At 41.8% G+C, this 22,469-nt stretch carries 17 protein-coding genes; 16 read left to right on the top strand and 1 reads right to left on the bottom strand.

The window, feature by feature from the left end; genetic code table 11:
* Nucleotides 1-64 precede the first annotated feature (64 nt).
* Nucleotides 65-1,768 carry an ABC transporter substrate-binding protein gene (locus AC1TO9_RS22565; protein ID WP_482057453.1) on the top strand — a complete coding sequence of 568 codons (1,704 nt, stop codon included), beginning with the start codon at nt 65-67 and terminating at the stop codon, nt 1,766-1,768.
* Nucleotides 1,769-1,918: 150 nt separating this feature from the next.
* Complete coding sequence (locus AC1TO9_RS22560; protein ID WP_482057452.1) at nt 1,919-2,137, top strand: hypothetical protein; 219 nt, start codon at nt 1,919-1,921, stop codon at nt 2,135-2,137.
* 611 nt (nt 2,138-2,748) lie between these two features.
* Here the strand turns inward: AC1TO9_RS22560 and AC1TO9_RS22555 are convergent.
* The gene (locus tag AC1TO9_RS22555; RefSeq protein WP_482060573.1) at nt 2,749-7,725 is read right to left on the bottom strand and encodes an endo-1,4-beta-xylanase; all 4,977 of its coding nucleotides are present in this window, start codon (nt 7,723-7,725) and stop codon (nt 2,749-2,751) included.
* A gap of 464 nt (nt 7,726-8,189) precedes the next feature.
* Here AC1TO9_RS22555 and AC1TO9_RS22550 point away from each other — a divergent pair, with 464 nt between their 5' ends.
* From AC1TO9_RS22550 to AC1TO9_RS22485, 14 genes are all read left to right on the top strand, one after another.
* A complete protein-coding gene (locus AC1TO9_RS22550; protein ID WP_482060572.1) occupies nt 8,190-9,152 on the top strand; it encodes an ArsR/SmtB family transcription factor in 963 nt (320 codons plus the stop codon).
* 2 nt (nt 9,153-9,154) lie between these two features.
* Complete coding sequence (locus AC1TO9_RS22545) at nt 9,155-9,862, top strand: DNA alkylation repair protein (RefSeq protein ID WP_482060571.1); 708 nt, start codon at nt 9,155-9,157, stop codon at nt 9,860-9,862.
* Between the two features lie 143 nt (nt 9,863-10,005).
* A complete protein-coding gene (locus tag AC1TO9_RS22540) occupies nt 10,006-10,578 on the top strand; it encodes a DUF305 domain-containing protein (RefSeq protein WP_482060570.1) in 573 nt (190 codons plus the stop codon).
* A gap of 319 nt (nt 10,579-10,897) precedes the next feature.
* On the top strand, nt 10,898-11,191 hold the full coding sequence (locus tag AC1TO9_RS22535; RefSeq protein ID WP_482060569.1) for a hypothetical protein: 294 nt from the start codon (nt 10,898-10,900) through the stop codon (nt 11,189-11,191).
* Between the two features lie 60 nt (nt 11,192-11,251).
* Nucleotides 11,252-11,488, top strand: a complete 237-nt coding sequence (locus AC1TO9_RS22530; RefSeq protein WP_482060568.1) for a hypothetical protein — start codon at nt 11,252-11,254, stop codon at nt 11,486-11,488.
* A gap of 344 nt (nt 11,489-11,832) precedes the next feature.
* Nucleotides 11,833-12,924 (top strand): phosphotransferase enzyme family protein, encoded by a 1,092-nt coding sequence (locus tag AC1TO9_RS22525; protein WP_482057446.1) that lies wholly within the window; start codon nt 11,833-11,835, stop codon nt 12,922-12,924.
* Between the two features lie 300 nt (nt 12,925-13,224).
* Complete coding sequence (locus tag AC1TO9_RS22520) at nt 13,225-14,406, top strand: MFS transporter (protein ID WP_482060567.1); 1,182 nt, start codon at nt 13,225-13,227, stop codon at nt 14,404-14,406.
* A gap of 205 nt (nt 14,407-14,611) precedes the next feature.
* Nucleotides 14,612-15,922 (top strand): MFS transporter, encoded by a 1,311-nt coding sequence (locus AC1TO9_RS22515; RefSeq protein ID WP_482060566.1) that lies wholly within the window; start codon nt 14,612-14,614, stop codon nt 15,920-15,922.
* A gap of 188 nt (nt 15,923-16,110) precedes the next feature.
* A complete protein-coding gene (locus tag AC1TO9_RS22510; protein WP_482060565.1) occupies nt 16,111-17,004 on the top strand; it encodes a hypothetical protein in 894 nt (297 codons plus the stop codon).
* Between the two features lie 217 nt (nt 17,005-17,221).
* Nucleotides 17,222-17,800, top strand: a complete 579-nt coding sequence (locus AC1TO9_RS22505; protein WP_482057442.1) for a TetR/AcrR family transcriptional regulator — start codon at nt 17,222-17,224, stop codon at nt 17,798-17,800.
* Nucleotides 17,801-18,060: 260 nt separating this feature from the next.
* Nucleotides 18,061-18,759 (top strand): SDR family oxidoreductase, encoded by a 699-nt coding sequence (locus AC1TO9_RS22500; RefSeq protein WP_482057441.1) that lies wholly within the window; start codon nt 18,061-18,063, stop codon nt 18,757-18,759.
* 38 nt (nt 18,760-18,797) lie between these two features.
* Entirely contained in the window at nt 18,798-19,871 is a 1,074-nt protein-coding gene (locus tag AC1TO9_RS22495) for an alkene reductase (RefSeq protein WP_482060564.1), read from the top strand.
* A 116-nt stretch (nt 19,872-19,987) separates the two neighbouring features.
* Entirely contained in the window at nt 19,988-20,986 is a 999-nt protein-coding gene (locus AC1TO9_RS22490; RefSeq protein ID WP_482060563.1) for an NADP-dependent oxidoreductase, read from the top strand.
* Between the two features lie 306 nt (nt 20,987-21,292).
* Entirely contained in the window at nt 21,293-22,081 is a 789-nt protein-coding gene (locus AC1TO9_RS22485; protein ID WP_482057438.1) for a sugar phosphate isomerase/epimerase family protein, read from the top strand.
* The last annotated feature ends 388 nt before the right edge of the window (nt 22,082-22,469 follow it).

Raw genomic sequence — 22,469 nt, 5'->3', positions numbered from 1 at the left:
GTGATGTTCTTCGTTGTTTAGTACGCAAGTCATATTCTAGTTATTATTAGGGGGAAAAGATGAGATGAAGAAAAGCTTATCCAAAAAAATTGGGATGCTCTTTTTAACGAGTGCGTTCCTTATTTCGGCAGGTTGTAGCAATGTGGGAAATAATTCTGCGAGTAACGTACCTAAAAGCAGCGCAGAAGATTTAAGTCCGATTACGTTTTCTTTTTTTGGTGCAGATGCCAGTCCTAGCTGGAACAATATGCAGGATGATGTTGGTAAAGAAATTACTGCAAAAACAGGTGTTACTATAAATGCGGAATATGATGTAGGCAGCGGTGGTGGACAAACCAAAATCGCTTTGATGGCGGCTAGCGGCGATTACCCAGATATGGTATATGGCAAAGGCGAGCTAAACAAACTAGTTGATGCCGAAGCGATACTTGATCTGACAGATCTTATCGAACAACACGCTCCCAATATTAAAAAAGTGATGAGTAATAATATGAATCGAATGAAATATAGCTTGGATGATCAAGCAATCTACTCTATTCCGACCAACATTGGTGTAGATCAACAGAACTTTGATGTTACCAACGGTTTTGAGGTCCAGCTTCGGGTATTAAAAGAGTTGGGGTATCCAGAAATTAGAACGGTGCAAGATTTTGAAAACGTACTCAAAGAATATGTGAGCAAACATCCGACAACGAACGGGCTACCTACCATTCCATTTTTAATAAACGCGGATGATTGGAAGATCATGATTACCGTAACCAATCAGGCTGATGTGACAACGGGCGGGACAAATGACGGAGAGTACTATGTAAACCCGGATACTTATGAAGCTATGCTTCACTTAAAACGTCCGGAAGAAAAAGATTACTTCCGCTGGTTAAATCACATGTTTAATACAGGACTGCTTGACAAAGATTCTTTTGTCCAAAAAGAAGATCAGTATAAATCTAAAATTGCTAGTGGACGTGTACTGGGTCTCTCCTCTGTGGAATGGGAATATCAGGACGCTGAAAATGCCTTGAAAGCAGAAGGCAAAGACGAGTATACTTACGGCCACTTCCCAGTGACATTAAATGAACAGTATAAAGATCACTCTTTGCAGTCTGTCGGCGTAGACGGGTATGGCATCAGCATTACAACCGCTGCTAAAGATCCAATCCGTGCGATCAAGTTCCTTGACTGGTTAGCCTCTGAAGAAGGCCAAGTGCTGAGCAACTGGGGAATTGAAGGCAAACAATATCATGTTGAGAATGGGAATCGTGTAATACCTGACGATATTCTTAATCAAAAAGTAAACGATGCATCGAATTTCACGAAGGAAACCGGTATCGGTCTATACTCCATCTTTGGAGCCCACTATGGAGATGGCGTTAAAGATTCTACGGATAACTATTATACAACCAACTTCCCAGAACAAATTATAGCCAGTTACTCTGATGTCGAGAAAGAAACTTTAGCAGCTTATGATGCGACAACCTGGAAAGACTTGTTTCCTAGCGAAGATGAATTTCCTGTCAAAGAGTGGGGAGCATTATACAATATGCAGGTTCCAACAGAGGGAGACTATCAAGTTATTTTTCAGAAAACACAAGATATTATCCGCAAACGGATTCCAGAAGCAATAATGTCCAAACCAGCTGATTTTGATGGAATTTATGATGCTTTTATTGATGAGTTGAACAAAGCTGGAGCAGAAAAAATGGAAAGTGAATATACCGAATTAGTAAAAGCAAGAGTATCGCTCTTCACAGGCAAAGACGTTCAGTAATATCAAAAATATTAGTAAGTAGAAAAGGCGACTTATTCTTCGAATTGTGAAGAGAAGATCGCCTTTTTTTGCGATTATTATCCTAAAAGGTTAAAGTGACGGGGTGAATAGAATGCCGAAAAGAAAGACCAGATTGAGCAGGAAACTGATATGCTTAGAGAGAAGTTAACGGGGAAACAGGGAAGGCAGTTGCCTTTTTCGGATGTCATTACATTGCCGGGCACGACATCGCATGCCCGTAAGGGACCGAAGAACGAGAATATTCTAGTCAGCGCCCTGACGGATGAATACCTGTTTGAAGGGCAGGTATTCAGACGATCACCGTCCGGGTCGACAATACCGATTATCCGACCAAAGGCGGTCATTTAACTTCTCCGGATACCCAGACTAACTGGAACGGTATTACCGGCCGAATCGAGCTTCAGTTTTACGGCGAATCGTATTTGAGCAGTATTCGACTTGATCCGGATCTGTCCGCCCGGTCGGTCAGAATCACAGCAACCCTAAAAGGAACGGCTGAAGGACCTGTGGCTGTGACCGGTACAAGCTTTAACAGCCTGACGGCACATTCGGTGAAAGAGCAGGAGTTCGCAATCTCACCGGGTGAGTTTACCATCGACTACAAATTGGATTCGGACGCGCTACTTTGGAGGCGAATCACATCGATATCTGCCATCTGACCATTGACCTTCCTGCGGTTGCGCAAATGACCCAAGGCGTAGTGCTTGGTCAGGAGGAAAAGGAGTTTTGATTGCCGCGCCTGCAACAGATAGGACGGAAGCCTTACAAATTTCAAATGAGTTAATGAGTGATTTCTTAAATGGGAGAACGATTGAGTAGGCAAAAGTTGTAGGCTTGGGTCATTCAGATACTGTGGAAGATTAAATGTGGTCTACGACATAAGAACAAAAACTATTCCTAGCTGAAATCTGCTAGGAATAGTTTTTGTTCTATCTAAACATAGAATTTCTTAGCTGTGATTACAGCTTCCAGATTTGGTACAGGATGACTGCCGCTTCAGCGCGGGTGAGTGAATCGTTCGGCGCAATCTTGCCGTTCTTGCCATTCACAACCCCGTAGTTTACCAAACGAGCAACGCTGTCTTTCGCATAATCGGAAATGCTCTTCGCGTCAGGAAAAGCGTCTAAAGTTCCGCTAGCTTCGAGCTGCTTGTCGGCTGCTGCAAGCGCGCGTGTCGTCAGCACCATCATATCTTGACGAGAAATGTTGCTGTCTGGCTTAAACGTGTTGTCGCTAAAGCCAGAGGCGATTTCCAGTTCCTTCGCGATGACCAGCTCATTATAATAATAAGCGGTTTGACTGACATCACTGAACATGGCGTCATTATTGTCTGTCCCTTGCAATTCAAGCGCTCTTACAAGGAGAGCGATGAAGTCTGCTCTCTTGATGGAAGCTTGAGGAGAGTAGTTGTCAGTGGATGTTCCTTGGATGACATCGCGTGCTGCCATTGCGTCAATTGCTTGTTTAGCCCATAGCGCGTTCTCCAGGTCTCCGAAGGTTTTGACGACGGAGGCTACAGCATACATACTGAAGTGTTTCGTTTTGAATACAACCGATCTGGCTGCTGCATTATAACGGCCGTTCGGGATCGATGTCACTTTGCCATTGCCATCGATGTACCAAACCACGATTGAATCCGGATTACTAAGCTCATCCGCTGTCGGTGTATAAGGAACAGAGATCGTTACAGGTGCATTCGGGTTGTTCCAAGCGATGACTTTGTCACCAACTATCACGTTCAAATCCAGTACCGGACGGTTACCGATTCGTTCGCGAGTAGCTGTATCCAAGTTATCTGTAGAAGCCTTGGCTACACGGATAGATACTTGCTCAGCATTCCCCTTCATATTGGACAACATGTTGCTTGGAATCTGAATTGTTGCATTACCTGTCTTCATTACAATGACATATGATTCTTTACTCTGTAGGATCTCAGTAGGTAACTGCAGATCGTATGAAGTTGAGCCTACCTGAGCTGGAATTTCGATTATGATTGTTTTTTTGCCGCTTGCGTTTGCTTTTGCTTTGCCAAGAGCTTCTACAGCTGCAGCATTAGTAATTGTGACTGTTGTACGACCATTTTCATTTTTAACTGGAAGATTGATTGTAACTGTACCATCTGCATTTACCGCGATCACAGGCTTTTGCTCCGGTGTAGGAGTAGGGCCAGGAGCAGGACCAGGACCAGGGTTGCTAGGTGGGTTAGACGGGTTAGATGGAGCTGTAGGTTTACCAATCAACTCAAGCACTCCAAGCTTAGAAGTGTTTTGATAGGATTGCCCAGAAGCATCTGCCCAGTTCTTAACAGTGTCACGGCCTCCGATACCATCTTCGTCATTGTTTACTTGGAATTCGAAACCGAGAAGATGTCCGTTGATTGGATCAATAGTATCAAGTGCAATTGCTACTTCTACAACATATCCAGTAGGGTTGTTCCCACTGTCATAAACAGTTTTTGTTACGGATGTGAAGTTACTCTCATCAGCATGTCCTCCGACAGAACGAACGTTATTGAAGTTGATGCGATATTGGCCATCATCGTTCTGATAAGTAGCTGTTTTTCCATTGTTCTGATCAACGAAGATCTCAACAGAATCTTGTTGATAAGCATCTGGACTTTGATCACTCAGCAATCTGTCGGTGACAACTCCATAAATATATAGATTTTCTTCATCCCACAAGGTGCGGAATTTAGCGGAAGAGCCGTTTGTTCCTTCCGTTGCTATACCCGTTTCAAGCTCAGTAGCAGTGCTCCAGACATTGTCTAATTCACCGTCAAGAACAGGCTTACCATACTGTGATGTCGCGGATTTAGGAGCCTCAACAAATTCAAGTGTGCCGTATCCAAGCGCATCTGTTTCTTGAGCGTTCCTAGGATCACTCCAAGATGCGATTATTCCGTTAGCACCTTGCTCAGAACCATCGTTCACTCCGCTATCGGATACGCGGAGGTCGAACAGTAACTGGCGTCCCAAGCTGTTAGCTTCACTAAGTGGAATAGTAACGTCAACAATATAGCCGTCACTTACCTCTTTAACATTATGAGCACTATTACGAACAACTTGGTATTTTTTACTTACGCCACCTTCAACTACGAATAGTTCAACCTTATCATCGATTGCGATGGAGCTATCCTTTATAGCGACTCTTACGTATAAATTGGTAGTATCCCACAATGTCTTGAAATCAGCGCTTAATGTGCCGATTGCAGCAGTTGTGGAAGGGACTATTTTCCAAGCAGACTCTGATGCAGCACCTTGATACGCTGAGCCTTCTTTAGGTGAAATCTGCAATTGAGTGGAATCTACCATTCCCCAGTATGCTGGTTTGGCTTGAAGCTTGTTATCAAACGGGAACGGCGCGTCTTTTCTTGTGATCGGACGATTATCCAACCATGTATGGTTATCGGCAAGACCCCACACTGTTACGTTACTAATCCATCCCTCTGGATTCGCATCAGATCGACCTTCATTATCCAAAGCCTTCAGAGCTTCGAATAGTTCGTTATAACGCCAGCCTTGTTTGTTAAGAACCTCAGCAGGAATAGCTTCACTGCTTGCATATGAATCCGTGTTGTTTGTGTATATGGATACGTCAAGCTCAGTGAGCTGGTTGTCAAAACCGGCTTCGCCGAACATACGGATCGAGTCCGAGATTTGTTCAATCGAAGGACCGGTAATATTGATGTGGGTTTGATGACCAACACCGTCAATCGGAACTTCAGCAGCTTTTAGTTTAGTTACCAACTCAAACAAGAAGTCACGCTTCTTAGGATTGTGTGTGCTGTAGTCGTTAATGTAGAGTTTTGCATTCTTTGCATTATCAACTTCAGCTTGTGTAGCACCTATATCGTAGGTTGTTAAATTATCTAGGATATGACGAGTGTGGGTGAATGCGGTACGGATAAATTCATCACCAGTAATAATATACCACTGGCTATCACGCATGCCGTCCGGACGACCTTCATCGATAACCTCATTTACGACGTCATAAGCATTGGCAACACCTGCATACTTAGGTACAACAATCTCGAGATAATCTTTTAGACGTTGCAAGACAAGCGCCTTGTTCGTCTCATTAGCTGCTAACCAATTACCTTGTGCATCCTTCAATATCCAATCTGCGCCTTGTGAATGCCACAAGAGAGTATGGAAACGAAGTGTCAGATCATTTTCGCTTGCGAAATTGACAATCTCATCGGCACTTTCGAAAGTCCATGTGCTAGGATCATTATTTTTGCTGATCGAATCTGGCTTCATAGAGTTTTCAGCTACGATGGAATTGTAATGGTGAAGTAAAAGGTTCTTGTTCTCACCTTCGAATTGTGATGGTTCTACGGCTGCTCCAATTTCAAAGTAGCGTTTATAAACCTCTTTAAGCTGAACTAGGTCCAAATCAGCAGGTGATGGACCAGCGACTGAACCCAAATGAGACAACTTAAAGTCATCTACATAGAAGGTTCTTGGTTCGCCATTAACATCAGCAAGTTCAACATATGCGTTTAGAACGGTAGGAGTGTTCGTTGCTGTGTAGGTGCCTTTAAGCTCAAACCACTCACCATCAGTTACAGATACATTAGGCGAGACGTTGGCAAATGTACTAGCACCTGATTGCACACTGATTCGTAGTGTGGTTGCAGCTTGTCCTGGAGCCATCTTGACCCAAGCAGATAATTCATATTGATGGTTTTTGTGCATCTTCCCAAGGACATCTAATAATGCACCGTTATATTGAGAAGGAGCGGTCATTATTAAGCTTTGATAACCACCGTCAGTATGGTTATCAGCCGTAGATAAACTGACTGTTCCATTACCGTCTCGAGCAACAAAGCCTTCAAGACCGTCTTCGAAGTCTACTTCTACGCCCGTTTGGTCAAGATTGCTTGGTTCTTCTACAATTTCTGGAGCCGGTTCAAGCATGAAGATACGTACATTATCAACGATAAATTCAACATCTACACTATCTGTGCTTTCGATATAGATTGAGTAAGCTGTTGCTGTTTCAGTTGGAATATAGTTCCCCTTCAACTGAACCCAAGTGGAGTCAGTTACCGCCACAGGATCTGAGATGCCCGGGTATCCTTCTTTATCTGCAACTGTCTCTAATCCAGAGATTTTCAATTGGCTTTCCAGTTCGCCAGACACCAATTTCACCCAGGCAGACACTTCGTATTTCGCGCCTTTTTCCATAACCCCGCTCATGTTTCTTACGGGTCCATTCCATGTATCAGTGCGACCTGTGTACAGGAGGGCGCCTGTTCCTTCATAAGTTATATTAGTTACAGATGGGCTCCCTGCTCCTCTTGTCCCCCAATCTTGGACAGTCCCATCCTCGAAATCAAATAATTTGATTTCAGTAGGTACAAAAGGAGTTACATCTTCAGTAACCGGTTTAGCCGTAAAGGTATCAACGTAATAAGATACCGTTTTGCTGTCAGTGGATTGAACATACACCTGGTAGCCTGTGGCATTCTTGTCTAAAGTGAAGTTCCCTTTAAGTTCGACCCAACTTGTGTTTGATACTTCCTTAGAGTCAACGCTTACATATGACAGTGGATTATTATCACCAACTAAGCCTTCTTGGTTTACCGTTAGCTGAATTGTAGCCGGTGCTGGTTCTGTTGCTAACAGTTTCACGAAAACTGAGAATTCATATGTCGCTTCTTTTGTGAGAGCGTTTACATAAGTGCCCGGTCCATGCCAAAAATCAGTTCTGCCGGTTGTGATTAGACTCCCAGGGCTGCTATGAGCATCTTCGGTTGTATGAGTAGTTGACCCGTCGCCCCTCTTAAACCAATCATCCATACCTGTGTCAAAATTGTTGGTGATTACTGCATTCCCAACAGACGCCTGAGCTGATGGTGCTGTCCATATTTGTGGTATGAGCAGTGCCGTTGCCAGAATAGCAACTATAATCTGTCTTGACCTTCTTTTCATTCATTGAACCTCCCTAAATGTTTAAAGGCTATTGAAGCGCTTACACTTTAATTGGAATATTGTTCCTCCCAAGTTTAATTATATGGTTTAGTAAATAAATGTTTCACTAGAAGAACTATAGATTGTACAGTAATTATTATATAGCCTAGCAAATATATTTCTATAATATGGGTCCAACACAACTAAATGAAACTTCACTTCTTGAAGTGCTCACGGAAGGATATGGGGTCAAGGTGTCGAAATTTATTATGTTAATAAACTAAACGGTATTCATTGGTATTCATTGATTAATGGAGAATTGCTTCTCATTCTGTTTCCTACCGGAGAGCTTGTATGGACTATGATTGTTTAATTGTGGATGATGAGATTGTGCTTGCGGAGACAACCATTGAATACTTTAATCGCTACGGGTTTAAAATAATATATATATGAATTCAATAACTATGAGTTAGGAGATTATGTTTATGTTAAAAGCGAACGGGGAACCGAAATTCATGGCTTTATATGAAGCTCTGGCAAGCGATGTTAGATGGAGAATTATGAACCTCATTGCCGATAACGAAATGAATGTGAAGGATATTGCGGCAATGCTAGAACTTAGCCCCTCCATCGTCACCATGCACATACGAAAACTCGAACAAGCTGAGTTAATTGGGAGTCGCAGGGTACGTCTAAATGGAGGAACTCATAAAATGTGCTTCCTTAAACAAAAGAACATTGAGATCGAATTACCATCCAACAGCCTAACCACAAGGATAAGAGAGCAGACGATTTCTGTCGGTCATTATACCGCTTTTGAAGTCCATCCTACATGCGGACTAGGCACTCGAGAAAAAGAAATCGGGATTTGGGACGATCCTCGCTATTTTCTCGATCCCGAGCGGGTTCACGCCGCCATTTTGTGGTTTGGAAAGGGCTATGTAGAGTACAAAACTCCTAACTATCTGTTTCCTGATCAAATTCCAGAGGCGATCGAAATTTCGATGGAACTTGCTTCTGAAGCGCCAGGATTGAGAGATCATTGGCCTTCAGATATCCAATTCACATTAAACGGTGTTTCGCTTGGAAACTGGACAAGCCCAGCAGACTTCGGAAGAGCGGCACGAGGTAAATATACGCCGGAATGGTGGCATCGAAATGTGAATCAATACGGATTGTTGAAAACGATCCGTATTGATGCCTTAGGGACATTTATGGATGGAGAATACATGTCGGACGTGACCCTTGAGGATATCAAGCTAAGGGGAAAATTCTGGACGCTTCGTTTCGCGGTTAATGAGAATTCCGTAAACGTTGGTGGATTGACGCTCTTTGGAGCTGGATTCGGTAATCATGATCAGGATATTGTGATTCGTGTATACGATCGCTCTCCAGTATGTGGTTATGATAAGATGGATGAGAACCTTCAACCAATAAGGAAGTGTTAACAATGAATTTTGAAATAGTTATGCAGGAGCTTGAGGCTCTTAGCAAGGAACGAACAAAGAAAATATACGTATCCAATGGCGCGCACGAACCGCTTTTTGGTGTGGCTACAGGTCAAATGAAGCCCATTGCCAAGAAAATTAAAAAAGACCAATCTCTGGCTGAGCAACTTTACAGCACGGGGAATTATGACGCCATGTACTTTGCTGGCGTAATTGCAGACCCAAAAGCAATGACTGAAGCTGATTTTGAGCGATGGATAGATACAGCTTATTTTTATATGCTTTCCGATTATGTCGTGGCGGTAACTTTGGCAGAAACAGATATTGCACAAGAAGTTGCCGATCAATGGATTGCAAGCGGCGAAGAGCTGAAGATGTCAGCGGGCTGGAGTTGTTACTGCTGGCTTTTGGGTAATCGACCGGACGGTGAATTTTCCGAAAGCAAACTTGCCAATATGCTTGAGATTGTACAAAATACGATTCACGATTCTCCAGAACGAACAAAATACGCTATGAATAATTTTCTTTACACCGTGGGAGTATCCTATTTGCCTCTCCATGATAAGGCTATCGAGACCGCCAATGCAGTAGGTCCAGTAGAAGTCCAACAGGACAAGACAAAAAGTAAGTTTCTACTTACTTCTGAAAATATTCAAAAGGCAGTAGATAAAGGGCAACTTGGTTTCAAACGAAAATACGTAAGGTGTTAAAGGATTGCTTCGCGACAAGTGATATTACCTCATTTAATACGATGGTGGTTAAACATGCAAGAAGGTGAACGAAAGCTCAAATAGTCTTAGGGTCATACCCATAACATCTCACATATACTATCCAAAAAGGAGCTAAAAACCTTATGGATAGAAACTGCAAACTAAGTAATGTGACGCAAGCTTATCTGAATACCTACTGCAACATCCTCAACACTATGATTAGAAGGATGACTAGTGTACAGCTTACGCATAGTATCTCAGATAACTTTATTCAGCAGATGATCCCTCATCATTTAGCAGCCATTGAGATGTCTAAGAATATACTAAAGTACACAACAAATCTTGAAGTTCAGTGTATCGCTACAAATATTATTTCAGCCCAAACTAAAAGTATCTCTAATATGCAAGCCATCCAGTCTAAATGCAGAATGCTGACGAATCAAGATTACGAGCTATGTAAATATATGAGAAGATTCGAGAAAATAGCGCAAACGATGTTTTTTGGAATGGGATCAGCTCCTGTAACTAATGGGGTGAATCCTAATTTTGTACGAGAGATGATTCCTCATCATGAGGGTGCGGTACGAATGTCAAATAACGCACTTCAGTTCAATATTTGTCCAGGGCTAAAACCTATTCTCGAAGCCATCATAACTACCCAATGCGAAGGCATACAACAATTGAAACACCTGCTTCATCGCCTCGATAATTGTTAATATAACCGTGTGTCTAAAATGTATGGAAGTAAGCGGCATGGGTCAGCGGTTCGATCCCACTAAGGTGCTGACCCATTTTTCTCTGCTTAACTCGCAGATTCCATAACTTGCATCGCGTAATAATAACTATTATTTCAACAAGGTAACGGCAACAATCTTTTTGCGAAATCCCTTGCTTATTAACTTCAAAAGAATCAATTTTTTGATAAATACAATCATAAATTAGAAAAATCATATTTATATATTGACTAACAATAGAAAGGCGTGTTCAAACGTGTATCAAAAGTATTCTGCTATCATAAAAATCTCAATTTTCGTAATGATTCTATCGCTTACCGCATGTTCAGGAGCAACTGAACCTTCCACCAGCCCTGAAACTTCAACACCTGTTAATGAAGCGGTCACTGCTCCTGCATCTGAGAACGAGAAAGCTCCCGAAGTGACGCGTCTCCAGGTCGAAAGTTTTGATTTGATGACGGGTGAGGGTAACCAATCACATAGGGCTACATTGCATCAAGGTCAAGGCTTCTCGTTATACGTATTTGAAAAGTTTGCTTTCGACGCTGACAAAGGACGTCTGTTTCTTAGCGGTAATCCGGAATTCGATGTCTAAATCGAATCGCTTCCTGCAAATTATGATCTAGCGCAGCTTGAAACTGCAGGAAAAGAGGAATTGGAAAGGTTCGGCGAAGTATCCGATTTTAGTGGTGAGCTTGTCGAGCATCCCCTGGGTTCTGCCGAGATCTATCTTCAAGTCTCAAGTGGTGAAGGGATTAACGATTATATCGTGTGGAAGTCAGAAACGGGTGACGCTTTCCTGTTCCGTCTGCACAATCCAAAAGGCGAGGAAGCTTCGGATTTTGCCGGTCCGGTCCTCGTTTCATTATCTACAGTTCAAAGTAATCCATGATAAACAATGTTTTAGTACCGATTCAATTTCTACAACCAGACAACAAGATTCATCTTGGAACGCTGCTAGCAGCGTTTTTTTTAATGAAATCCAACGAAAGACTATCATCAAATAAATACAAGTTAATAAACCGCTGACTGTGCTTACGTAAACAATAACGGCCATCTCTAAAATTAGGATAGTTCAATTATAATTATTTTCACCATCGATTTTTATCAGTAGAAGCTGGTAAACTATACATATATTTTCATTCTTGATGTCTCAGCCACTTGGGGTAAGGGTTAAATCCATCCAGTATGGAACAAATGTTATTATAAATACAGTAGAGCTAAAGGAGAGATGCTATGTTTTATAACGAGGTTGTTAAAATCGGTGAGGCACATTTACTTCCATTAATATCGGAGTTGTACGAGTTGGAAGGCTATGAAATCAAGCTTATCAAGGCACATGATGGAGGGCGGAATGTCGCTTATACCTGTGAGAAGGAGGGCATCGGTGCAAAAATAATCAGAATTGCCTTCTTAAAAGACAGGAGCCGGGAAGATTTCCTGGGCGAAGTTGAATATATCAGGTATTTATTCGAGCATGGCGGCAGTGTTTCGAATGTGGTCAACTCCCAGAAGGGGAATCTGCTGGAAGAAATAACTCATCATGATCACACCTTTTTTGTCTGCCTATTTGAAAAGGCCAAGGGAAAAATGCTCGTGGATAATCATTATCGGTATCGGGAAGGCGTTCCTATTACTGAATACTATTATAACTGTGGTAAAGTTCTGGGGAAAATGCACCAAATATCGAAGGGATATACTCCTGTTCATTGTAGGTATAGTTTTTTTGATAAATACAATGCCGAATATATCGACAAATTGATACCCGACTCGTTATCTCTGCTGAAGGAGAAGATGGTAGAGCTCCTTAAAACTGTAGAAGGATTGGGCGGGAATCGTGAGTCTTTCGGTATGGTCCATTTTGATTATAGCGATGGGAATTATATGATAGATTTTGATACAGGACAAATAACTGTTTTTGATTTCGATAATTCATGTTTCTGTTGGTATATGTATGACCTGGCAAATCTCTGGACACATGGAGTGGGCTGGATACAATTTGAACAAGACGCCGGTAAACGTAAAAAGTTTATGGATGATTATTTCAAAACAGTAGTCGAGGGATACAGTTCCGAGACCAGGATCGAAAATTCAATGTTGGATAAATTACCATTATTTATCCAAGTAACTCTCCTAGAAAATATAGTAGACGCATTCGAGGTTATGCGGAACAATGATGAAGCGCTAGAGTGCGATGAGGAGCTGTCATATCGCATAAAATGTTTTGAAGACGATATTCCGTATATGGGATTTTTTCATGAAATTTACTCATGTGAAGAACCCTTTGAATATGAGGAACGAGATATTGGAACATATTCTCGTGAGTAGACAACCATTGGCTGCAGCTAGTTAGTCGCTGCAGCCTCATGATCGTATCTCAAGTTTACCGGTACCGATCCATTTCATCAAAGAATGAAAGTAGCAATCTATCCTCGCCCAAGACCCCATACTTTATTTAATCAAGAATATCATAATAGTGTAGTATTCAATCAAAATATAGCAAGATTCTACAATAAAATATCAATATTATTATATTTGTGTTTCAATTCTAAGTTGGAATCAGAAGTAAATTCCAATAGATGACATAAATAATGTAATAAAGTTACATAAATTGAGGAGAGAAGCAAGATGGTTACGTTACTACTACTAATTATTTATCTCGCATTTGTAGGTCTAGGATTGCCAGACGCTTTGCTAGGAAGCGCTTGGCCCATTATGCAACATGATATTGGTGCCACAGCAGAAATGGCAGGTTACATATCGTTAATCGTCTCATTCTGTACGGTGATATCGAGTTTATTTGCTAGCAGATTATTGCACAGATACGGCACGGGAAAGGTAACATTGTTCAGTATACTCTCTACGACGATTGCTTTGTTTGGATTCTCTATTTCAGAAGATTTCATATTTTTAATTCTGCTAGCTATTCCTTTGGGCGTAGGTGCAGGTTCCGTGGATGCTGCATTGAGCAACTATGTAGCTCTGCATTTCAAAGCCAAGCATATGAGTTGGTTGCATTGTTTTTGGGGAGTGGGAGCAGTTACAGGGCCAATGGTAATGTCATTTAGGCTGAACCAAGATAACAACTGGCGTGCAGGATACGTTACTGTAGGTTTACTTATGCTTACTATAGCAGTGATATTATTGGCGTCGTTGTCTTTATGGAAGATCTTCGAGAAGGGGAGAATGCAAGAAGGAAGCGACGAAAAGAAACTGATCAGCAACAGGGAGGCTTTACAAATCCCAGGTGTAAAAATGTCCATGGTGACCATGCTCTGTTACAATGGTTCGGAAACAGCCGCTGGTCTATGGATGGCTTCCTTTTTTATAGGAAATAAAGGGGTTTCTCCTGGGACAGCAGCAGCTTTATCTTCCTTATTCTTTATTGGAATCATCATTGGACGAATGATCTCAGGATTTCTTTCAACTAACGTATCTAGTAAAAACCTAATAAGGTACGGTGGAATCGTTGGCTGTTTTGGACTTTTGATTCTTGTTTTGCCAGTTCCGTACTGGGTTTCTGCGGGAGCCCTATTAATTGTGGGTTTGGGCGGAGCACCCATCTATCCAAGTATTGTTCATTCCACTCCGGAACGTTTTGGCGAAAAAGCTTCCTCAAGTGTCATTGGGCTTGAGATGGCAAGCGCTTATACGGGTTCAACACTAATTCCATTATGTATGGGGATTATTGCAAGCCAATTTGGAATGTTTATGGTTCCTATTATTCTGCTCATCCTTTTTAGTATTATGTTGGTATCTTCTGAAATGGTTAACGTAGCTTATAACCGTAAGATTCGATTGAATCTGTAAAATGGCAGAAGGCTTAATAACAATGCTGCCTCATCAGCATCTAAGAGGCAGCTTTGTGTTTTATTCAACTAAGATCCATTCTCCGAAACTTCAGCGGAAAGTATTTCACTTTTGTAATTCTTCCCCCATGTAGATAAGCTGTTATAATGATCTAATAACGTACATAGTAAGATATTAACAATAACTAGAAAGGTGGTTCTAAGTGATGACGCATGAACCCCAAAGTACAACAAACAATAGTAATCGTACTTACGTCGATTCTACAGATATGCAACGGAAGCTATATAAAAGATCCTTACTCATCATTGTCCTTTCACAAATGTTTGGAGGTGCAGGACTTGCAGCCGGGGTTACGGTAGGAGCGCTGCTTGCGCAGGATATGTTAGGCTCAGAAAGCTATGCAGGTATTCCTACCGCATTGCTTACTCTTGGTTCTGCTGTAGCTTCTTTGCTGATAGGACGACTGTCACAACGACATGGGCGCCGGTTGGGACTTGCCGGAGGTTTCATAACCGGAGGACTTGGAGCGATCGGCGTCATAGCGGCCGCACAAGTGAATAGTGTAGCGCTTTTGTTCGTATCGTTGCTTATCTATGGAGCAGGGACGGCAGCGAACTTGCAATCGCGATATGCAGGAACAGACTTGGCAATGCCGAACCAACGCGCCAAAGCAATTAGTATTGCGATGGTTTCGACTACATTCGGCGCCGTTGCGGGTCCAAATACAGTTGAAGTTACTGGCCGATTTGCCACATCAATTGGTTTTCCAGCACTTACTGGCCCGTTTCTTTTAGCTGCCTTAGCTTTCATCTTGGCGGGGTTAGTTTTATTATTCTTTCTCCGTCCCGATCCATTGCTTGTCGCCAGAGAGCTAGCCAAAGATAACGTACATCGTACACCGACAGTCGACAATAAGAAAACGCCTATTAATAACAACAGTGGACTGGTTGTAGGGGCAGCAGTAATGGTATTGACTCAAATCGTCATGGTCGCGATTATGACAATGACGCCGATACATATGAAACATCATGGTCACAGCCTAGGAGACATCGGACTAGTTATCGGCATCCATATAGGTTCGATGTATTTACCCTCACTTATAACTGGTGTTTTAGTAGATAAGTTTGGTCGTACTGCCATGTCAATTACTTCTGGGGTAGTTCTATTACTTGCAGGTATTGTGGCGGCAATTGCTCCTCCAGATTCGATGCTGGTACTCATCGTCGCTCTTTCTTTACTGGGAATCGGTTGGAATTTCGGCTTAATCAGCGGTACCGCAATCATTGTAGATGCAACTGATCCAACAACTCGTGCAAAAACTCAAGGTACCATCGATGTGTTAATTGCACTTGCGGGGGCCTCAGGTGGAGCACTGTCCGGTATGGTTGTATCATATTCAAGTTATGCAACCCTTTCACTTGCTGGGGGTGGACTTGCACTGTTACTTATTCCAATCGTTATATGGTCTCTAAGCAAACGAAATGTAACAGCATCGCAAAATATTCCGTTTAACTAATCAACGGTATTGCAAATTCTATATGTTATCTGCATAAATTTTATGATGGTCGTTAGGTAACGAAAAAATCAATTCCCTCGTCTGGAATGACATATGTTCCTTACTTAAGGAAATATCTTCTTGTCTACTTTTCAAAAAAATATTGTTAAGGTAGTGGATATCAATTGATTAAGAGGTGATGAGTTGTCATGATTAAGAAAGCTTGTTTGTTCTGCGATGAGATTGTCTCCATTCAATCGGAAGGCGATTACGATAGATATATAGGCTGTTCCTGTTCACCCGAAGGGTTCTATTGCCTACTGAGAGACAGCTACGAACCTATTCATTCGTTCCCGCACCAAAAGAAACGTAACATGTTTCATTTAGTATCGGCTTATATTCGGGAGCTGACAGATTGTGATGAAAAGGTCACCATATCGGCTGACGATTTGGAATCTATTACAAATTCTCCGAACATTCCTATGACCATTGAAGATAAGGGAAATCGTCTACTGCAATATTTGTACAGACATTCCGAAGGCTCTGGGGAACCGGTTGTTATTAAACCACTCTCCAGAAGTTATAACCTGACGTATTCTCTCAATCTGCAAGAGCTGGTATATATCATTGATAAACTGAGTAACGAGCAACTGCTCATCAGGGAAGGTATGACCTTTAAACTAACGGAAAAGGGATGGCGTGAAGCCGCCGCAAGCACCGGAAGAAAAAAATTGAAGCCATGCTTCGTTCTCATCTCAGATGAGGAGGATTTGCGCACAGTCTGGCTGGACAAGCTATTGCCTAAAATCGAGCAATGCGGTTATCAACCGCGCTTACTTACACATAGTAATACTCATAATCGCGAAAAGTATTCCTTAGAGCTTATTGCCGACAGTAAACTGATTATCGCAGATTTAACTGGACAATCCCCTGAAGTATATTTTACAGCGGGATATGCTCTCGGAATGAACATCCCGGTGATATGGACTGTGAACAGTAGAGATGCCGATAAGCTTTTTGTACAAATAAAAGATATCCGTTCAATTGTTTGGGAAACGGCTGAAGATCTAGCAGTTATACTTCAACAGAGGTTGAGTATATAGAAGATTTTCACAGCTTGGGGGAGAACTCCAAGTAAACTTTTGTATAAAAAAAGTTGTTTCACGAGGGAAGAGTCAGAAGTCTACCTTGAATCTAGCTTATCATGGATTCAAACAATGTATATTTACCGGGAGAATATTTGAATGAGCATTATGATTTATTTATTCTTTACTGATCGTTCTCAATATGTTATATTGACAATGGCAGGAGGGAATTGGAATGGCAAGAAGCAAAGAATTCGATGAGAGCATCGTACTGGATAAGGCGATGAAGCTCTTTTGGGAACAAGGTTATGAGAAGACATCCTTGACTGATCTGGTGGAGCATATGGGGATCCATCGTAGAAGCTTGTATGACACGTTTGGCGACAAACATATGCTCTTTCTTAAAGCAATGGATCGTTTTCGTGCTAAAATCAATACGGAACTTACAGGAGTAATTAAAAGCTCCGAGACTGCCGAGGAAGCTCTTCAGTTGATTATTAATTCCATGATATATGGTGAAGAAGACTCACCTTCTGGTTGTTTAATGGTGAATTCGGCGGTGGAATTGGCAATGCGCGATGCCGAAGTAGATTCCAGATCCACTGAATCGTTTACACTATCAGAGCAAATGTTTATGGATATTATTCTGTGGGGGCAGCGGAATGGAGAATTCACCTCAGCTTACGATGCCGCAGAGCTGGCAGAGCATATGCATGCCGTATGTGTTGGATTGAGGGTAATGACAAGAACCTCCATTGCCAAAGAAAAACTACACCGTACAGCCAACATATCCATCAAACTTTTAACTAAATAGTTGAATATCTTTAGAATGATTGTTCTTATAGGTGTAAGTATAAGCTCTGATGTGAAGCCTACTCCTAAAAGGATAATATTCCTTGTGTGGTTTCTAGAACGATCGTTCTAGAATAGTGAGACAACAAATTCCTCTTCATGAAGGGATCATTCTTATGACCATTCTAGAATGATCATTCCCATATGCTTGGATTTCCCTCCGCCCAATACTTTAAGGAATTTGTTGTACCCATACCAAATAACAAAAGGAGATACCTAAAAATGGAAATTTCTAAACAAATCGCATTTGTCACCGGTGCGAACAGAGGCTTTGGCCGAGCTCTGACGCTTGAACTTCTATCCAGAGGGGCTAAGGTTTATGCCGGAGCAAGAAATCCAGAGTCCATTGATATTCCCGGTGTAATACCTGTAAAGCTTGATATTACGAACCCTCAAGAGGTAGCTGCAGCCTCTAAGGTTGCTAAGGATATTACACTTTTAATCAACAATGCAGGATCGTCTACAGGCGCTTCTTTGCTTGACGGTGATCTTGACCAAATACAGTTGGAGTTTAATACGCATTTCTTTGGCACACTTTTAATGGTTCGAACTTTTGCACCGATTCTAGCAAATAACAACGGTGGCACGATTCTGAATATTCTTTCTGCATTATCTTGGGTTAGTTCAGGAACTGCCGGCGCTTATACGGCTGCAAAGGCAGCGGAGTGGGCATTGACGAACGACCTGCGAATAAATCTGTATCCTCAAAATGTGCGAGTGTCTGGATTACACGTGGGCTTTATGGAAACAGACATGATGTCTGGCTTAGAAGTTCCCAAGTCCAACCCTGCGGACATCGCAAAAATTGCTATTGACGGTATAGAATCCGACAGCTTTGAAATTGTTGCGGATGACACGAGTAGACATATCCAAAGTATTCTTGCCGGTGGAGTATCTGCGATATATCCACATATGTCCTAATACAAAATGTTAACGAATTTTAAAGAGGAGTGTTAAAAATGGATAAATTATGGAGCAAAACAAAAATTGGGAATTTGGAATTACCTCATCGTTTAGCAATGGCACCAATGACACGTAGTAGATCGAATGAAGATGGTACACCGGGAGAATTAACAGCCCTTTACTATGCTCAACGAGCGTCAATGGGACTCATTATTACAGAAGGTACACAACCTTCTGATGATGGTCAAGGGTACTTATTGTCACCTGGAATATATACGGATAAGCATATTGAAGAATGGAAAAAGGTTACCAATGCAGTGCATGAAGCAGGTGGATATATGTATATCCAATTAATGCATGCCGGTCGCATGTCGCACCCAGACAATACACCACATCATCGTCAACCTGTTGCACCATCTGCAATCGCGCCAGGTGAAGAAATGTTTACCGCTAAAGGTAAGCAGGCCATCCCCGTTCCGCGTGAGTTAAGTAAAGAGGATATTCAGACGACCATTGCCGACTTCCGAAAAGCAGCAGCTGCGGCTATTAAAGCAGGTGCGGATGGCGTTGAAATTCACGGAGCAAATGGTTATCTGATTAATCAATTTATCGGAGAAAATTCGAATACACGGACGGACGAATATGGGGGATCTATAGAAAATCGTACTCGCTTCGCGATTGAAGTAACGAAAGCCATCGTCGAAGAAATTGGAGCAGAAAGAACAGGTTTCCGGATCTCGCCAGGGACACCACTTGGTGGGATACAAGATGGTGAACAAGGTCCTGAACTTTATCGTTATCTTGTAAAAGAATTAGCTAAATTGGATTTAGCTTACCTCCATATCATGCATCTTGGAAACGAAGAACTGCTCCAAGACATTCGCTCAATCTGGACGAATCCTTTGTTAGTCAATCGTGCTGGGCGATCTCTGGAGGATCTCAGCGTGGATATTGATAATGGCCTTGCTGATCTGGTGCCTGTTGGTGTATGGTCATTAGCTAATCCAGATTTAGTGGAACGACTTCAAAAAGGTGCGCCATTGAATGAAGCAGATCCCACAACAATCTATGATCTGGGAAGTAAAGGTTATACGGATTATCCCACAATGGTAGAATTAGAATCCCAATAAGGTAGTAATAGAGACACTAAATCATGGCGTACAACGGAAAAGTTGTGCGCCATGCTTTATCTACAAATACTCAATGTTTTAAAAGCCCCAAAATTAACAAAGAAAGAGGATGAAACATGAGAGCAGCACAAATACAGAAGTATTCAAAAAAAATCCAAGTGGAACTGAATGATGTTAAAATACCAGAGATTAATAGCCACGAAGTCCTTGTAAAAGTAAAAGCTGCCGGTGTAAATCCACTCGATATACTTAATTTGAATGGCAGCGTTCGATTGATTGCCGACTATGAGTTGCCATTAACTTTAGGAAATGAACTATGTGGTGTTATTGAAGCTGTTGGTGATGATGTTTTGAATTTTAAGGTTGGTGACCCTGTATATACGAGGTTACCACTTGCTAAAATCGGTGCTTTTGCTGAATATGCGGCCGTGAATGAAGATGCCTTATCTATCATTCCTGAAAATTTAACTTTCATTGAAGCTGCTGCGGTGCCCCTTACTGCCTTGACTGCTTATCAAGCGTTACACGTCGTACTCGATGCCCAGCCGAATAAAAAACTATTCATTCCCGGAGGAACCGGCGGTTTCGGTGCTATGGCAATCCCCATTGCCAAATCAATGGGGTTATATGTAATTACAAGTGGCAGTGAAAGAGGCAGATCACGTACACTGTCCATCGGGGCTGATCAATTCATTAATTATAAGACAGAGAACTATGCCGACATACTATCCGATATCGATTATGTGATCGACACCTTAGGTACCAAAGAGATTAAAGCTGAACTGGGTATTTTAACACCACAAGGGAAATTGGTGTCATTGAAAGCTGGACCTAATTATCGCTTTGCGGTTGACAATCATTTTCCGATGTGGAAAAAAGCATTGTTTGGTTTAGTGGGTGCTCGCTTAGATTCATTAGCACGTAAGAATCTAAATGAATATCGTTTTTTATTCGTGCAAGCCAATGGAAGTCAATTACAGGAAATCACTAAACTTATTGAAAAGGAAAATATTAAGCCCTCTATAGATTCAACGTATACATGGGATGACATTAATAAGGCGTTAGTTAAGGTCTCGACGGGTCACTCCCAGGGAAAAGTGATTGTGACCTTTTAAAATAGTGTACTGTATAAACATGTAAGGGGGACAAAGCGATGAGACTTTGATACCTATCAAATCGGTAAATAAAACTTCAGCATGGTATTATGCTAGCTAGAATGTTACCGCCTATGTAATATACGTAGAAAGTAGAGCCGGTTGTAGTGAGGGGGAAGCTCCTCGGCCTGTAAGCATGATTGCTTAAGAAATCTAATTGATTTTATCCGCAATATAAGTATAAAATGTTATTAGTAGACTTTTCTAGGGTGAAGTCTATGAATTATACAAAAGCTATAACGGGAAAATTCAGAAAGGAAGAGGCTTATGCTTACTATTTATGATTGGTTTGGCTATGAATTGCCGATTAAAGAACGTTATCAGTTAATAAAAGAAGCTGGATTTGATGGCGTTTTATTATGGTGGAGTGATGGCTTTGGTCGTGACTGCTTGGGTCGGAACGATTACCGCAACGGGCCGCAAATTGCGCGAGAAGCGGGTCTTTTTATAGAAAATATCCACACACCAGTCCAAAACGAAAACGACCTTTGGCTTGACAATCTGGACGGTGAAACCGTAACTGATTGCTATTTGCAATGTGTTGCAGATTGCGCCGAATTTGAGATCCCGACAATGGTGGTGCACTTGCCCAACGAAAACAATCCATATAACACATTGGGACTGGATAGAATCAAGAGAATCACTGAAAAAGCTGAACAGCTTGGTGTCAATGTTGCACTGGAGAATTTATGGAACCTTACCAATTTGGCATATGTGCTGGAGCAAGTGGATTCCCAGCGTATCGGATTCTGTTATGACTGTGGACATCACTACCGCCACTATCCAGGCAATGATTTATTATCCAAGTACGGTTCTCGGTTGATGGCAGTACATTTACATGATAATAACGGAAGTCATGGCGAACACGGGTTACCCTTTGACGGTACGATTGATTGGTCTACAACCATGAAAAAAATTGTGGAAACGGATTATTCAGGCGCGACTGCAATAGAGGCCATGAATTGGGATTATGAGGATTTATCGGCTAAAGAATTTTTACATAAAGCGTTTGAGCGAGCAACAAGGCTGGAAGCATTAAAGCTCTATAATCTATGAAAACAGAAATAATCCGCAACAATCATTGATATATGCAGGATACCGTAATTAGTAGCATCTTCACCTTTTTCCTATAAAGTGAAGGTGCAAGTACAGAATTGCTCGTAATTCAGGCCGCTGCGCCTATCCAGCCAGTCAAGGCTTAATGCCTTGACGAAAACGGGGAACAGGATAAAGGGGAACTCGGCCTCGTTTTCGTTCACGACCTTTTCTTCAGTAGCCGAATATACTGATCGCACCTTTCCAGATCGTATGCACGGAAATCCCTCCTAATATTTATCATTTTCCGAAAGAAGACTTCCACCTCAATGAATGTGAAGGGCGAAGCTCAATGAGTAGGTGGGAGATGAATTTCGGTTGGCGATAGCCAAATACTTCCTTCGTATGA

It is taken from the genome of Paenibacillus sp. Y916, assembly GCF_056786435.1.
This window is presented reverse-complemented; position numbering and strand designations above follow the sequence as displayed.